We start from the raw sequence: 15,243 nt of genomic DNA, 5'->3' as shown, positions 1-15,243 counted from the left end.
TAAATGTGATAGAACATAACCAATATCGAGAGAAAGGAAATCAAAAAATGGATGACGATAAGATTTTTGATAAAATAGATGAAGTTGGTCTGAAAAAAACAATGGAGCGTTCATATATAGATTATGCCATGAGCGTTATCGCTGCCAGAGCTCTTCCTGATGTAAGAGATGGTCTTAAACCTGTTCAGCGAAGAATACTTCATTCTATGATAGAACTTAACAATGGACCTGATAAGCCACACCGTAAATGTGCCCGTATCGTCGGTGATACAATGGGTAAATATCATCCACATGGAGACAGTTCAATATACGAGGCACTTGTAAAGCTGGCTCAGGAGTGGAATACCAGATATCCACTTGTGGATGGACATGGAAACTTTGGATCGGTCGACGGTGACCATGCCGCTGCCATGCGATATACAGAGGCAAGACTTTCCAAGATATCCATGGAAATGATGGCAGATATAAACAAAGATACAGTTGATTTCACACCTAACTTTGATGGTACAGAGAAAGAACCTGTGGTACTACCATCACGTTATCCCAACCTATTGGTAAATGGTACATCAGGTATCGCAGTAGGTATGGCTACCAATATTCCACCACATAATTTAAAGGAAACTATCAATGCAGCCATAAAGATCATCGATAACAGAGTGGAAGAAGGACGTGAGACAGAGATAGATGAGATCATGGACATAGTAAAGGGTCCGGATTTTCCTACAGGCGCACAGATACTGGGCAGACAGGGAATAAACGATGCATATAGAACAGGTCGAGGCAAGATAAAAGTACGTGCAATCACAGAAATCGAAACAATGAACAACGGAAAGCACCGTATTGTTGTAACCGAACTACCATATATGGTAAATAAATCACTTCTTATAAAGAATATGGTCGATCTTGTCAAGAACAAGAGAATCGATGGAATCACAGATATAAGAGATGAGTCTTCAAGAGAGGGAATGAGAGTTGTCATTGAGCTTAGAAAGGATGTCAATGCCAACGTAATACTCAACCAGCTCTTCAAACACACACAGCTCCAGGATACATTTGGATGTATCATGCTGGCTCTGGTGGATGGAGTACCTAAGATACTCAACATCAAGGACATGCTCACATACTACCTGAAGCATCAGGAGGATGTTGTCACAAGAAGAACAAAGTATGATCTGAACAAGGCTGAGGAGAGAGCCCACATATTACAGGGTTATCTCATAGCACTGGACAACATAGATGAGGTCATCACGATCATCAGAAATTCAAAGAATGTTGGAGAGGCTAAGGCAAAGCTGATCGAAAGATTTGGACTTTCCGAGGCACAGGCCGGAGCAATCGTTGATATGAGACTCCGTGCTCTGACAGGTCTGGAAAGAGAGAAGATCGAGAACGAGTACAATGAGCTTATTGCGAAGATAGCTGAGTACAAGGAGATACTTGCAGATGAGAATAAGCTTCTTGGAGTTATCAAGACTGAGCTTGCAGCGATAGCTGACAAGTACGGTGATGAGAGAAGAACATCCATAACTGCATATTCAGATGATATAACAGATGAAGAGCTTATCAAGAGAGAAGAGATAGTTATCTCCATGACAAAGCTCGGATATATCAAGAGAATGCCAAAGGATACCTTCAAGGTACAGAACAGAGGCGGCAAGGGTATCAAGGGAATGAACACCATCGACAAAGATATAATCGATGAGATATTCCTTACTAATACCCACAACTTCATAATGTTCTTCACCAATATGGGAAGAGTATACAGAATGAAGGGATACGAGATACCTGAGTCGGGACGTAATGCAAGGGGTGTTGCGATAGTCAACCTTCTTCAGCTTCTTCCTGGTGAGAAGGTAACAGCCATAATCCCTATAGCCGGATTTGACAAGAAGTATCTCATGATGGCTACAAAGAATGGTATTGTAAAGAAGACCAAGATAGAGGCATTTGAGAATATAAGAAAGACCGGTCTGGCTGCCATAACACTGAATGAGGGAGATGAACTCATAGAGGTTAAGGCAACGAGCGGTGAGAATGATGTATTCCTTGTAACTGCCAAGGGTATGTGTATCAGATTCAATGAGGAATGTGTCCGTGATACAGGACGTACATCCATGGGTGTACGTGGAATAAGATGCGACAAGGGAGATGAAGTCATAGCAATGCAGCTTGATGTTCAGGGCGATGAGATTCTCTTCGTAACCACAAAGGGTATGGGTAAGAGAACTGAACTGTCAGAATTTGCCCCTCAGATGAGAGGCGGTAAGGGTGTCAAATGTTACAGGATAACCGATAAAACCGGTGACATCGTCAGCGCAAAGGCCGTGACAAATGACCATGACATTATGATGATGACCAATGAGGGAATCATGATCAGAATGCATTGTTCAGATATAACTGTAATAGGAAGAATAACCTCAGGTGTCAAGCTTATGAATATCGGCAAGGATGGCAACACATTTGTGGCATCTGTTGCAAAGCTTGCAAGAAGTGATGAAGATGAAGAGGCAGAGGACTCAGAGAATCCAGAATCAGCAGAAAATGAAGTATCAGAGAATGTAGAGAACGATACGGAGAATGATGCCGAGAGTAATTCAGAGGAGTAATTATAATCACAAATAAAGATAGATGTACTGTGTTGTAATATGCAAGACAGTACATCTTTTTTTATGTCCATGGATGTTTACAGATTGTGTGCAAATAGCCGTTATGATATACTTATCTTGGATTACACATTGGGAGAAAATAATCCTGAACGCAGGATTTTGAAGGTTATTATAAAGAGATTGAAATTATGGGAAAATACAACAAAATTATTGGGGGTAAAAGGCATGACGGCGAATGTGATACAGGTGGTGGCATCGGCGGCTACAACGGCTGCGTCTACAGTTACAGAGGCAACAACGGAGGGAAAACTGGACAAGATATTCCAGAGCTCCGAGAAGGCGTCTGAACTTTCTTACAGTATAATGAACATCATATATATATTGGCGGCGATGATCATAGTTGTTGCGATATTTACAGTGGTGTTATACATATACAAATTCATCATGAACAGGAGAGATCCAAACTACAAAAAGAACGATGATACGTTCCTGGATGATTAAAACAAATTTATAAAATGGCGGTGAAGAGATGAGAGTTATTGCAGCAGAAGAGATTACCAGAAATGTAAGGGAGATGTGTATCGAAGCAAATGTAAATCTGTCTGAGGATATGGAGAAGGCGGTCAGGGATTCAGTAGAATCTGAGGACAGTCCGCTCGGAAAACAGATACTTGGACAGTTATGTGAGAATCTGGATATAGCAAAGGAGAATGATATTCCTATCTGTCAGGATACGGGAATGGCTGTTTTCTTTGTGAATGTTGGACAGGATGTACATATAGAAGGAATGAACATAACTGATGCCATAAACGAAGGTGTGAGACAGGGATACACTGACGGATACCTGAGAAAATCAGTGGTAAAGGATCCTCTTATCAGAGAAAATACAAAGGACAATACCCCGGCAATCATACATTATGATATAGTTCCGGGAGATAAAATAGAGATAACTATAGCTCCAAAGGGATTTGGAAGCGAGAATATGAGCAAGGTGTACATGCTCAAGCCGGCAGATGGAGAAGAGGGTGTGAAAGCTGCTGTTCTTCAGGCTGTAAAGGATGCCGGACCAAATGCATGTCCTCCCGTATTTGTAGGTGTGGGTCTTGGAGGAGACTTTGAGCTCGCTGCGAAGCTTGCAAAGAAGGCTCTTACAAGAAAGGTCGGAGTTCACTCAGACAGAGAGCATATAGCAAGGATAGAGAGTGAGCTTCTGGAGATGATCAACAACACCGGAATAGGACCTGGCGGTCTTGGAGGAAAGACCACGGCACTGGCTGTGAACATAGAGACATATGCCACTCACATAGCCGGAATGCCACTGGCAGTTAATATGTGCTGTCATGTGAACAGACACGTTACGAGAGTATTATAGGAGGAGGTTAGGTTCATCATGGATAGACATATAAAGGCACCATTTGACAGAGAAGAGGTAAAGACCCTTAAGGCAGGGGATTATGTATATATAGATGGGATAGTGTACAGTGCCAGGGATGCCGCACACAAGAGAATGTATGATTCAATCATGGAATCAGGATGCGTGGACGCCAGTGGAACTGAGTTATATGAGAAGGGCATAGTTCCTATAGACCTTAACGGCAATGTGATATATTATCTCGGACCGACACCGGCAAAGCCTGGACAGGTCATAGGATCGGCGGGACCGACAACCAGTAGCAGAATGGACAAATACACTCCACTCATTCTCAGCAAGGGTCTGTGTGGAATGATAGGAAAGGGAAAGAGAAGCCCGGAGGTTATACAGGCAATAATCGACAACAAGGCTGTGTATCTGGCAGCCGTTGGTGGTGCAGGAGCGCTTCTCTCCAAATGTATCAAGAAATCCGAGGTGATTGCATACGATGATCTCGGAACAGAGGCTATAAGGAAGATGACAGTGGAGAATTTCCCAGCTATTGTGGTTATAGATTCAGAGGGACACAACCTGTATGAAACAGCGGTAAAAGATTATATTGAGCAGAATAAATAATACAGGAATAAAATAAAAAGTATACAGAATCTCAACAATGAATTAGCAAAAATGCACAAAATAATTGTTGAATATTACAGTCACAATAATGTTGACTAAAATATATTAAACTTTTAATATGAGTTAGTCTCATATTAAATTAATTGTTGTATTAACAAGGGAAAGAAGAAAAAGGAGAGATTTAATGAGAAGAGAAAAAGTTTTCAACAGATCGTTATTGATCCTTGCAATCATGTCAATCATGCTCTTTGCAATGACAATAACAGCATCGGCAGCATCAGGAAGAGCAGTAACAAATCTTCAGCAGACAGATGATACCAAGACAAGTGTCACAGTTCAGTGGAGCGGTAATTATGGAGAGGAATACTTAGTGTATTTATCCCAGGATAGATCTTCAGGATATCAGGCATTAAGTTCTTATACTTCAACATCAAATAAGAAGTATATTTACAATCTTCAGGCCGGCAGAGCATACTATGTAATAGTTCAGACATATGTCAACAAGCAGCTTGTTGGACAGTCAGATCCACTTCAGGTTGTAACAACTCCTGAGAATGTAAATTATAAGTCAATAAAGCAGACTTCAGGCACAAAGAACAAGATTGGTTTACAGTGGAACAGCGTTTCAGGTGTAACAGGATATGTAGTTGCCAAGATCAGTGGTTCAAAGGTTGAGGCTCAGTACAACGTTACTACAAACAAGGCAACTGTACCTGCACAGGCCGGAACCCACTACAGTGGATATTATGTATATTCATATAAGAGATCAGAGTCAAACTACATAGCACTTGGTTATGGACAGTCAACAGGTACACTCTACTCAGCACCTGTTAACCCACAGTATGTTGCCGATGCAAAGGCAGGAACTCTTATATGGAGTCCAGCTAAGAGTGGAAATGTAATAACAATCGGATGGAAGGCAAATCCAAACTATGACTATCCTACAGGATATCAGGTTCAGATCTACTCTCTCAACGGAAAGACCAGATTATACACAACAAAGGCTACAACAAAGACCAGCGTTAAGATCAACAACGCAAAGGTTCGTAAGGCAATCAACAACAAGGGATTCAAGGTAAGAATCCGTGCATACAAAGAGGCAAATGGTGGTGCTAAGTGCTGGAGCAATTGGTCAGCATTCAAGACAATCATACCTCAGGCATGTGTAAAGAAGAGTAATGTAACTTCTGTAAGCAGCACTGCTGCAAAGGTTAAATGGAAGAAAGTAGCAAATACAAAGTATTATCTTGTATACTATACAAAGAATCCATACGCTTCAAATGCAAAATGGATAAAGAAAAAGGTAAGTGCTAAGAGCAGCTCTTATACAATAAGAGGTCTTAAGGCATATTCTACATTTGGAGTATATGTTATCCCTGTTGTCAAGGTAAGAGGAAAGACCTACAGAGGACAGGCTTGTGAGTATATAAGATGCAGTTACTACTATAGATAAGATAGTAAGAAACATCTACAAAACGATAAGAGGGCGGATACAAAAAAGTATCCGCCTTTTTGTCGATTTTTGGCTTATTATTTTCTTGTAAAAACTCCTTGACATTCACTGCCAGGTTTGGTATTATAAACAAGCGTCAAAAATTAAATACTCTTTGGTAGGAGATTTTTATTTAGGCATTTTGCAGAAGTACTCAAGTGGCTGAAGAGGCGCCCCTGCTAAGGGTGTAGGCCGTTTGCGCGGCGCGAGGGTTCAAATCCCTCCTTCTGCGTTTCCTTTTTGGAGATGCTTATGACGTTATTCCTCGATAGCTCAATGGTAGAGCACTCGGCTGTTAACCGAGGGGTTGTAGGTTCGAGCCCTACTCGGGGAGCTTTAATTAAATAATATGGTGCGATAGCCAAGTGGTAAGGCCCCGGTCTGCAACACCGTCATCGCCGGTTCAAATCCGGCTCGCACCTCTCAAGCGGAAGATATATGTAATATATATCTTCCTTTTTTTGTAACCTTGAATATGCTTTTTTTGTCTGTTATACTGTAGAGGTATATTGGCTATTGAAATAGTAGGAGGTGGGGTATGACTCAAATTTTAAAAGATTCAATAAAAATTGAATACAAACTTGATCAGGTTACTCCTATTAGCAAATATGAAATGAATGCCTATAATGTGCCTTTTGCAGGCAACACAAGCATGTGCAGGGAAGTGTTTGTTAAGGGGGAAAGAAAACTCGAATTCTCAATAGATGGGGATATGAGTCTTAGTAAGATAATGCAGAAACCGGTTTTCAGGGATGAACTGGTGGAATACATATTCAGCATAAGCAAGCAGCTTGTGTCAGTCATACAGAATGGACTAGCACCCGAGAAGGTAGTGTGGGATACGAATTATATGTATGTGAGATTTAGTGACTTCTCCATACAGCTTCTGTATCTTCCATTTGAAAGCAAATTTGACAAGAAGGACATTGGGGAGTTCGTGAAGAGCATCTTGTCAGGATTTGTCTATGCACACACACCAGCCATAGAATGTGCTAACCAGATAGTTGATTATTTCAACGATCACAGGGAGTTTGATGCATTTCATTTCAATGAATTCGTGTCAGATCTCAGAGCATCAAGTCAGCTCCTTATAATACAGGGTGAAAAGGGCAAGAGTAAGGTACTCACTTCAAATGACAATAATAAAGAGCTTGCAATCCACAAAGCCGAGGAGGCAGCCAGAAAGGCTGAAGAGGCAAGAATGCAGGCCGAGAATGAGGTAAAGAGACAGATAGAGGAAGCAAAGTATCAGGCGGAAGTTGCCAGACAGGCAGAGGAGACCCGTATGAAGGCCGAGGCGGCAAGGGTCGAAGCCGAGATATGGAGACAGAAGGTCACTGCTGAGGCAAAGGATTATGAGCAGACAGCGGTACTCACAGCTCAGGATATGTACTCATATCAGGGCAATTCCGATGACAGTGAGAGGCTTAAGGCTGAAGAAATGTTCAGGAATGCCGAGGAGGAGCGAATCAGGGCAGAGAAGGTTTCATCGCAGTATGCAGATGAGATAAGACGTGCCAGAGAGCAGGAGATGCATGCTGAGGAGGCTAGAATGCAGGCAGAATTTGCAGCCCGCAAGAATGCTGAGGAGGCTAAGAGACAGGCAGGCCTTGCAAAGCTCAAGGCGGAGGAAGCCAAGAGACTTAGCGAGCAGCCGGATGAGGAGCCACCTACAACACTGTTCAGCAACAGAACACTTGTCACAGGCAGCAAGCCGACCCTCACCAGAAAGACTACGGGTGAGAGCGTTCAGATTAATAAACAGGTATTCTGTATTGGCAAGGCTGATCAGGGTGTTGACTATAAGGTAACAGGAAACAAGTCTATAAGTAGAAGACACGCCTATATCACCAGTATCAATGGAACACATTATCTGAGAGATAACAACTCAACAAACCATACATTCCTGAACGGAACTCAGGTGTACAGCAATGTTGATGTGGCTATCCCTGATAACAGTGTGATAAGGCTTTCAAACGAGGAGTTCATATTCAGGATAAATTCTTAAATATGGAGTTCGATAAATGTAATAAATCAGGTTGATCCGTAAGGGATGTGTCAAGTTTTCTATGAAAACTTGACATGTAGCTCCAGCCATTTGCCGAAGGCAAATTTTGAATGGCTGGAGTTCAAGATGGAGGAAGAGATATGTATTGTGATAATTGTGGTTGTGAATTGGGGGAGAACGTAAGAAAGTGTCCTGTCTGTGGAAAAGAATTTCCTTTGATAGAGCCGGAAGTTGACGACAGCACAACTGTGCTTACAAGTGAGCCGGACGTCGATGAGGACGATGACAGCACAACTGTCCTGACAGGCGGAACACAGGGCATGCCTCAGATGATGCAGCAGCCACAGGGTAATCCTGTGCCACCGCAGCAGCCTCAGATGGGAATGCCACAACCTCAGATAATGCCACAGGAAGGCGCCGATATAATGATAAAGAAAAAGGGCGAGAAGAAGGGTATGAGCAAGGGTGCAAAGGCCGCACTCATAGCTATACCAGTGGTTATCGTCATCGCTATAGGCGTCCTTGCATTTATATTTGTTCCAAAGTTTAGAAAGTATAACGAGGCCAACGACCTCATGGACCAGGGAAAGGTTGAAGAGGCCGTGACACTGTATAAGGATCTTGGAAAATTCAAGGATTCCTATAAAAAGGCAAACGGAGACGCTTATTATGAGTATGCCGAGGGTCTTGAAAAAGAAGGCAAGAACCTTGAGGCGGCTGAATATTATAAGAAGTCAGGCAATAGCAGAAAGGCTGCAGAGAACTACAGCAAGTCATCTGACGGTGACGAGGAGAGTTTCAGCAGCGATGACGCATTTGATAAGGCTTATCAGTGTTATTACAATGCGGGAATGGATCAGATGAATGCGGCATCCTACGATGCAGCCATAGATGCATTCAACAACGCAGGCTCATACAAGGATGCATCGGACAAGGTTATCGAGTGTACATATAAGAAAGCGGAGGCACTTATAACAGCCAAGAAGTACGATGACGCCATCAGTATTCTGTCAACCATAGAGGAGTACAGCGATTCCCAGACTCTTCTTGCAAAGTGCTATTACAACAAGGCATCAGAGCTGCTCGACAGCGGCAAATATGACGATGCGTATGATATGTACATGAAGTCAGAATTTGATGACTACAAGAACAAGGCCAGTGAGTGTACATACAAGAAGGCAGAGCAGTATTACAAGAACAAGGATTACGAGAATGCCATCAAGAGCTATGATAAGGTGGACAAGGATTACAAGGACTGTGTAGCTGAGAAAGACAAGTGTTATCAGGCACTTGGAGCCCAGGCATACAAGGATAAGGAATACAAGAAGTCAGTTGATTACTATGAGAAGGTAGTCAAGACTGATGTGTCCAAGAAGATAGCAAATGGAAAGCTTGCATTTGCAAATGCAAATAAGAACGCAGCCAATGAGACTACAATGACATATCTCGGAGAACTCAGATACGACGGCAACGAGAAGGCTCAGAAGCTGTATTCAGAGCTTGTGAAGTGGAATATAGAATCATTTGTAAACAGCAGTGAAAAAGATCTTGATAAGGGATCTAACAGCATCAAGACAAAGGATGGATCAGATATATATATTCATACGTCATTTGGATTTGACGGTGATGACTCTATGAAGATATCGGGATACGTTGTGTATGCGGATGGAAACAAGTCTGACGTCATAACATTCTCAGATCCTGTGGTTGATGGCTGGTCAACATGGGTCAAGATATCAGGTGACAGCGCACCTAAGGGTGTAACATATCTGTATCTTCAGAATGAGACGACCAAGAAGATCATAGAGGTATATCCGTTCACAATAAAGTAAAGAGACAGGGTGATATATGTGATAAACAGACCTGAATTGCTGGCTCTGGAATTCTACAAGTCGCGGCCTTTTAAGGGCAGTGACAAGGGTATCCGTTACATGATACAGAAGGATGTTGTGGAGATTGAGCCGGAGGGTGAAAAAGATCAGACAGAGGAAGATGCACCGAAGGAGACAAAGACTGTACTCACGGCATTTATATGGCCGGAGCCATTCTGTTTTGAGGTCACACCGGATGAACAGAAGGGATCGAAGCAGTTTGATTTTTCCGAGGAAGGATTGTGTGAGGCCATAGCCTGGTTGAATGAAAATCATGATGCATATGCACAAAAAAAACAATAATAAACTACTTAAAAGAATAATTGGAATAACAGCGACTGTCATCATTCTGATGGCAGCAGTTGTTGCAATTATTTTTTTTCATCTTATGAGAAAACCTCAGATAAAGCTTGTGGAGGCCATGGTAAATACCATCAATTCTTCCAGAGAGTCGGAGATGAATCAGCAGTATGGCACATTTGACATGGGTATGAACATGATAAATGGCAGTCAGAGCTTTTCATTTGAGGATAATTCTGATCACAGCGTTGACATATCGCTGAAGAGAAGTGCTTCGGATCACAATTTTCTTGCGGAGGCAGGAGTTGATGACAAGACATTCAAGCTCTATGCAAATAAGAGGACTTCTCTCATATATATAGATGATATGGCAATCAGAATACAGTACGCTGACAATCTCATCACGAACATGAGCAATTCTCAGGTGGTATCACTGCTTGGGATAGACAGCGACACAGTGTACTCATTTGGCACTGCCTATGAGAACTGTATGAGGATGGCTGCAAATAATTATGCGGACATCAACGGTGACGATATCCAGACAGATATTATCCAGAAGACACTTAAGTATTTCTTCAATATGGAGGGTACGAGTGAGGGAAAACAGACTGTGGTTACTGGGGATAGTACACAGGACTGCAAGGTGTACTCGGTCATCTTCAATGTGGATGATTTCTATAGTTATCTGGATGAATGTTTTGGCACACATGATATAGATCTTCAGGAAGTGTATGACATGTTTGGCAAATACATACCGGAGATAGATACCATTGACAATACGGCAGAATTGGTACATGATATAAAGCAATTTGTGGATGAAATGTTAGACGGCAGGGATATCACGCTCTATTTTGCTGTGAACAGTAAAAATGAGCTGGTCAAGCTGTATGCGGATCATGTGTCCGACAGGGATATGAGCATGTCGCTGACATTTTACGGAGACAAATATACAGCACAGTCGTATGAGTTCACTGTTACTGACAATTCTGACAACCATCTTGTGATAAAAAAGAGGGATGTGAGCAGTGACGGAGAGACAGGAGTGGTGTTTGATGTGGATATATCGGCAGCCGATCTCATGGATTCCATGAAGCCTGTCAGTATAAGTGCATCGCTGGAGCTTAGATTGTCTGGAAGTGATGCAATTCTTGGTATACAGGTTGGAGATGCCGTGTTCAGAAAAAATGCGGAGATCACCGGATATGATAAGGGTAACAGCATTGATCTTGCGTGGAGCGGGGACAGTGATGGAAGCATGCATATCGGCTGTGATTCAGGAGCGATAGAGAAACCGGAATACAGGGACAGCCTGGATATATTTGACACAGATGTGATAAGTGCGTATAAATTTATAAAAGAGATAATGAACAGATAGATGGAGATTTGTATATGAGTGATACATCAGTTGTGGATAACTCCACGGGCAAAGAAAAAAGCAGATATACATCGGGAACCATATATAAGATGATAATTGCTATAACGTTCCTTCTGGCATTTGGACTGATAATGATATTCAGCGCATCCAGTTACGGCACGGCTGCCAGCAATTTCAGAAGCCAGTTGGTGTTTATCGTTTTCGGAGCATTGGCAATATGGGGATTGGCGTTTTTCCCATACGGTCTGTATAAGAAGCTTACATGGCCTGCATATTTTCTGTCATTGATACTGACATTTTTGCTTCTCACGCCATTGGGAGTAAATGTAAATGGTGCGACGAGATGGATCCAGATCCCTCACATACCATTCAGAATCCAGATCGCTGATATAGTGAAGACTCTCATGATCATATTCATAGCTTCATTTATAAGCAGCAAATGGAGAGAGATGCACAAGTGGCAGACTGTCATAATACTGTGGGTGCTTGTGGGACTCCAGGCGGGACTTTTGCTCGTCATATCCACAAACCTGAGTTCGTGTCTGGTCGTTCTTGGAATATGTTACTGTTCAACATTTATAGCCAGCAAGAACTGGAAACTGCATTTGGGAATATTGCTGATAGCTGTGGTGGTGGCGGTGGTCTATGTGAAGGTAGCCACGAGCTACCTGCCTACGGAGGAAGAACTTCTGTCAAATGACAACTTCCGTGCAAAGCGAATCCTGGGATGGCTGTACACAGAAAAATATGAGAAGAGTGCAGGATATCAGGTCATACAGTCGCTGTATGCCATAGGAAGCGGATCTTTCTTCGGCAAGGGACTTGGAAATGGAACACAGAAGCTTTCGGCTATACCGGAGGCCCAGAATGATATGATCTTCGCTATAATCTGCGAGGAGCTTGGTGTGGCAGGAGCAATCATGTTATTTCTTCTGTATGGCTATCTGTTATACCAGATGTATGTTATAGTTAAAGAGTCATCGAACGTATTTGGAAGCATGATGGTCATAGGTGTGATGGTACACCTTGTATGCCAGATAGTGATCAACGTAAGCGTTGCGACAAATGTAATTCCGAATACAGGTGTCACTCTTCCTTTCATAAGCTCGGGAGGTTCCGCACTTCTCATGACCATGGTCGAGTGTGGTATGTGTATAGGAATCAGAAGGCAGCAGACGAGAAGAGTGTATCAGAAGCATTTGAATGAATAAAATCCATGTGAGGAATAAGAGAGGTAGTATATGGTAAAGTTTAGAAAAATTGCGTTTTTGACAATGGCAGCAGTATTGTTGTCAACTTGTGCGACAGGAATCTCAAATCTGTCAGAAAGCAGGGTCGGCGGACAGTACACGGTGTACGCTGCGGAGACTCAGGCTGATGCCGGAGAGAGTGTTGCGACATTGACGGATGCAACTGCCACTGTGAAGAATAAGAAGGGCTGGTATACCAAGAACGGTAAGACATATTATTACGATGAGAACGGCAAGGCGTTAAAGAGCAAGTTCCTTACATACAAGGGCGACAAATATTATTTTAACAGATATGGCCGCATGGTGAGAGGTCTTAACAAGATCCAGAATAATTACTATTACTTCAGAACAAATGGCAAGGCACTGGTGAATACCTGGAAGAAAATAAAGGGTAAGAAGTATTACTTTGGTTCTGATGGAAAAGCCTATAAGGGTGCACATAAGGTAAAGAATAGCAAGTATTACTATAATTTCTCAAGTAATGGTTATCTTGCGGAGGGTGTCAGAAAGATAAATGGCGTGACATACAGATTTGGTTCCAATGGAAAGCCATATACAGGATGGTATACTACAAAGCTTGGAAACAGACAGTATTACAGCGCTTCAGGTGTTGCATACAAAGGACCTAAGAAGGTAAATGGCAAGCTGTATCTGTTCGACAAGAATGGTGCACTGGTGAAGGGCAGAGGCTGGAAATATTACAACGGCAAGCGTTACTTCGTAAGCGTCAAGGGAACATTACTCACCGGATACAGATATGTGGATGGAGCATACTATTACTTCAGTAAGAGCGGTGCCATGTACAGAAGCAAGTGGGCATATGCGAATGGATATAAGTTCTATTTCAACAGAGGTGGCAAGAGACTCACAGATGTTGATAAGATCCTCGGAAAACAGGATTCCTATGAGATAAAGGTCAACAAGACCACAAATGTTGTGACTGTATATGCAAAGGATGGCAACAAGGGATATATCATTCCGGTAAAGGCATTTGTATGTTCAGGCGGTGACACAACACCTCTTGGAACATTCTGTACCCCGGCAAAGGGAAGATGGTGGACACTGATGGGGCCATGCTATGGACAGTGGGATACACTTATAACAGGTGATATACTTTTCCACTCTGTGTATTACGGAGAGGAGGATCCTACCACATTATCAGTCAGCGCTTATAACATGCTCGGAACGACATGCTCACACGGATGTATAAGACTTAAGGCAGGAGATGCAAAGTGGATATATGATAACTGCGATCTTGGAACAAAGGTAACTATATTCGAGAGCAATAAGAGCGGCCCGTTCCCTAAGCCTACATCAGTTCAGCTTGATTACAGCCATACATGGGATCCTACAGATCCAACCATGGCATACAAGTGTAGAGAGAACGGATGTCATAAGGGAATAGCATGGTAATATCGTGTTCAATGTGGAGAGAATAGATATATGAAAAAAGCGTCGTGGATGGACATGGGCAGAAAATATATATTATTTATGATTGCGGTCATCTGTTTTGCAGGTATCTGCATGGGATGCGGGAAGGTGGATGACGGTCAGGAGGAGAGTACCGGTATCCAGATAAAGAGCGGTGATGTTGAATCCGCGGAGGATATGACTCAGATAGGAGTGTATCTCGATGTGGATAAGAACAGTTCCGAGATAACGGATGTGAAGTACAAGATATCCGGTGACATAGGTATCGTGAGTTTCAGGTACAGCGGAGTGAAGGTTGAACTCAGAGGCTCCTGCAAATACGAGATGTACGATCTGGCGGGCGTTGAGAACACCAGCAATGGTGACATGATAACCGGCAACATCCAGGGATACAGTGCTACTTATTACACTCTGACTCCCGGACGTATAGCTTTCTGGAGCGATGGAACAATTAACTATTCGCTATATATATACGTCACAGCCAGTGATGAGGTACTCAATGAAGTGCTGTCACATATAGTATTTGAGAACAGATATACGGACAGGGCTGATGTCCAGCAGCAGATAGAGACGGACAGCAGAGCATTTGCTGAGAAGATCGTGAAGGTGTTCAATGATGAAGATCTTGAGACCATGAAGGATATGGTTTTATATCCTCAGGAGACAAGTGGTGGACAGTCCATAGCAAATGAAAATGAGCTGTTGAATGTTGATAAGAAGGCGCTGTTCACTGACATTCTTATGAAGGCTCTGAACGATGAGAATGCACTGGATAATCTGAGAAAAACCAACGACGGCTCCGAATATGTAATTGGAACAAACTATAAAAATGTACATTTCAGACTGAACGACGATGGACAGTTTGTCATCACAAAAATAAATAACTGATATTTATCCCCTGCACATAAGGGCAAACTGATATG

Annotated in this window: 12 protein-coding genes and 3 tRNA genes; all 15 read left to right on the top strand. The window is 42.5% G+C overall.

All coding sequences use genetic code 11. The features are described from left to right. Positions 1-47: 47 nt before the first annotated feature. The 15 genes from gyrA to GT575_RS02820 all read left to right on the top strand — a co-directional run bounded on the left by gyrA (position 48) and on the right by GT575_RS02820 (position 15,208). The gene (gene gyrA, locus GT575_RS02890; protein ID WP_161171448.1) at positions 48-2,606 is read left to right on the top strand and encodes a DNA gyrase subunit A; all 2,559 of its coding nucleotides are present in this window, start codon (positions 48-50) and stop codon (positions 2,604-2,606) included. Positions 2,607-2,831: 225 nt separating this feature from the next. Further along, positions 2,832-3,107, top strand: a complete 276-nt coding sequence (locus GT575_RS02885) for a hypothetical protein (RefSeq protein ID WP_015534433.1) — start codon at positions 2,832-2,834, stop codon at positions 3,105-3,107. 28 nt (positions 3,108-3,135) lie between these two features. Beyond that, entirely contained in the window at positions 3,136-3,978 is an 843-nt protein-coding gene (locus GT575_RS02880) for a fumarate hydratase (RefSeq protein WP_055145945.1), read from the top strand. An 18-nt stretch (positions 3,979-3,996) separates the two neighbouring features. Continuing rightward, complete coding sequence (locus tag GT575_RS02875; RefSeq protein ID WP_161171447.1) at positions 3,997-4,593, top strand: Fe-S-containing hydro-lyase; 597 nt, start codon at positions 3,997-3,999, stop codon at positions 4,591-4,593. Between the two features lie 184 nt (positions 4,594-4,777). Beyond that, complete coding sequence (locus tag GT575_RS02870) at positions 4,778-6,046, top strand: fibronectin type III domain-containing protein (RefSeq protein WP_161171446.1); 1,269 nt, start codon at positions 4,778-4,780, stop codon at positions 6,044-6,046. Between the two features lie 183 nt (positions 6,047-6,229). Beyond that, positions 6,230-6,317: transfer RNA gene (locus tag GT575_RS02865), tRNA-Ser, on the top strand. Positions 6,318-6,347: 30 nt separating this feature from the next. Then, a tRNA-Asn gene (locus GT575_RS02860) sits at positions 6,348-6,419 on the top strand. 17 nt (positions 6,420-6,436) lie between these two features. Further along, a tRNA-Cys gene (locus GT575_RS02855) sits at positions 6,437-6,507 on the top strand. A 116-nt stretch (positions 6,508-6,623) separates the two neighbouring features. After that, positions 6,624-8,093 carry an FHA domain-containing protein gene (locus GT575_RS02850; RefSeq protein WP_055222369.1) on the top strand — a complete coding sequence of 490 codons (1,470 nt, stop codon included), beginning with the start codon at positions 6,624-6,626 and terminating at the stop codon, positions 8,091-8,093. Between the two features lie 110 nt (positions 8,094-8,203). Next, the gene (locus tag GT575_RS02845) at positions 8,204-9,925 is read left to right on the top strand and encodes a hypothetical protein (protein ID WP_243147810.1); all 1,722 of its coding nucleotides are present in this window, start codon (positions 8,204-8,206) and stop codon (positions 9,923-9,925) included. Positions 9,926-9,943: 18 nt separating this feature from the next. After that, positions 9,944-10,267 (top strand): GNAT family acetyltransferase, encoded by a 324-nt coding sequence (locus GT575_RS02840; RefSeq protein ID WP_161171445.1) that lies wholly within the window; start codon positions 9,944-9,946, stop codon positions 10,265-10,267. Positions 10,268-10,316: 49 nt separating this feature from the next. Beyond that, positions 10,317-11,639: a hypothetical protein gene (locus tag GT575_RS02835; protein WP_243147809.1), complete on the top strand. Its 1,323-nt coding sequence runs from the start codon at positions 10,317-10,319 to the stop codon at positions 11,637-11,639. Between the two features lie 14 nt (positions 11,640-11,653). Next, positions 11,654-12,850 (top strand): FtsW/RodA/SpoVE family cell cycle protein, encoded by a 1,197-nt coding sequence (locus tag GT575_RS02830; protein WP_015534440.1) that lies wholly within the window; start codon positions 11,654-11,656, stop codon positions 12,848-12,850. Between the two features lie 30 nt (positions 12,851-12,880). Continuing rightward, positions 12,881-14,302 carry a L,D-transpeptidase family protein gene (locus GT575_RS02825; RefSeq protein WP_055145928.1) on the top strand — a complete coding sequence of 474 codons (1,422 nt, stop codon included), beginning with the start codon at positions 12,881-12,883 and terminating at the stop codon, positions 14,300-14,302. Between the two features lie 30 nt (positions 14,303-14,332). After that, positions 14,333-15,208 carry a hypothetical protein gene (locus GT575_RS02820; RefSeq protein WP_015534442.1) on the top strand — a complete coding sequence of 292 codons (876 nt, stop codon included), beginning with the start codon at positions 14,333-14,335 and terminating at the stop codon, positions 15,206-15,208. Positions 15,209-15,243: the final 35 nt, after the last annotated feature.

Origin of the sequence: Coprococcus sp. BIOML-A2 (genome assembly GCF_009875795.1) — a bacterium.
GTDB classification, from domain to species: Bacteria; Bacillota; Clostridia; order Lachnospirales; family Lachnospiraceae; genus Coprococcus; species Coprococcus aceti.
Note: the sequence above shows the minus strand (reverse complement) of the source record. Positions and strands in the feature narration are given on the sequence as shown.

Coding starts and splice junctions, on each gene's coding strand:
- GT575_RS02875 (WP_161171447.1), top strand. CDS start 3,997: ATGGATAGACATATAAAGGCACCATTTGACAGAGAAGAGGTAAAGACC.
- GT575_RS02830 (WP_015534440.1), top strand. CDS start 11,654: ATGAGTGATACATCAGTTGTGGATAACTCCACGGGCAAAGAAAAAAGC.
- gyrA (WP_161171448.1), top strand. CDS start 48: ATGGATGACGATAAGATTTTTGATAAAATAGATGAAGTTGGTCTGAAA.
- GT575_RS02850 (WP_055222369.1), top strand. CDS start 6,624: ATGACTCAAATTTTAAAAGATTCAATAAAAATTGAATACAAACTTGAT.
- GT575_RS02885 (WP_015534433.1), top strand. CDS start 2,832: ATGACGGCGAATGTGATACAGGTGGTGGCATCGGCGGCTACAACGGCT.
- GT575_RS02880 (WP_055145945.1), top strand. CDS start 3,136: ATGAGAGTTATTGCAGCAGAAGAGATTACCAGAAATGTAAGGGAGATG.
- GT575_RS02835 (WP_243147809.1), top strand. CDS start 10,317: ATGGCAGCAGTTGTTGCAATTATTTTTTTTCATCTTATGAGAAAACCT.
- GT575_RS02820 (WP_015534442.1), top strand. CDS start 14,333: ATGAAAAAAGCGTCGTGGATGGACATGGGCAGAAAATATATATTATTT.
- GT575_RS02870 (WP_161171446.1), top strand. CDS start 4,778: ATGAGAAGAGAAAAAGTTTTCAACAGATCGTTATTGATCCTTGCAATC.
- GT575_RS02845 (WP_243147810.1), top strand. CDS start 8,204: ATGGCTGGAGTTCAAGATGGAGGAAGAGATATGTATTGTGATAATTGT.
- GT575_RS02825 (WP_055145928.1), top strand. CDS start 12,881: ATGGTAAAGTTTAGAAAAATTGCGTTTTTGACAATGGCAGCAGTATTG.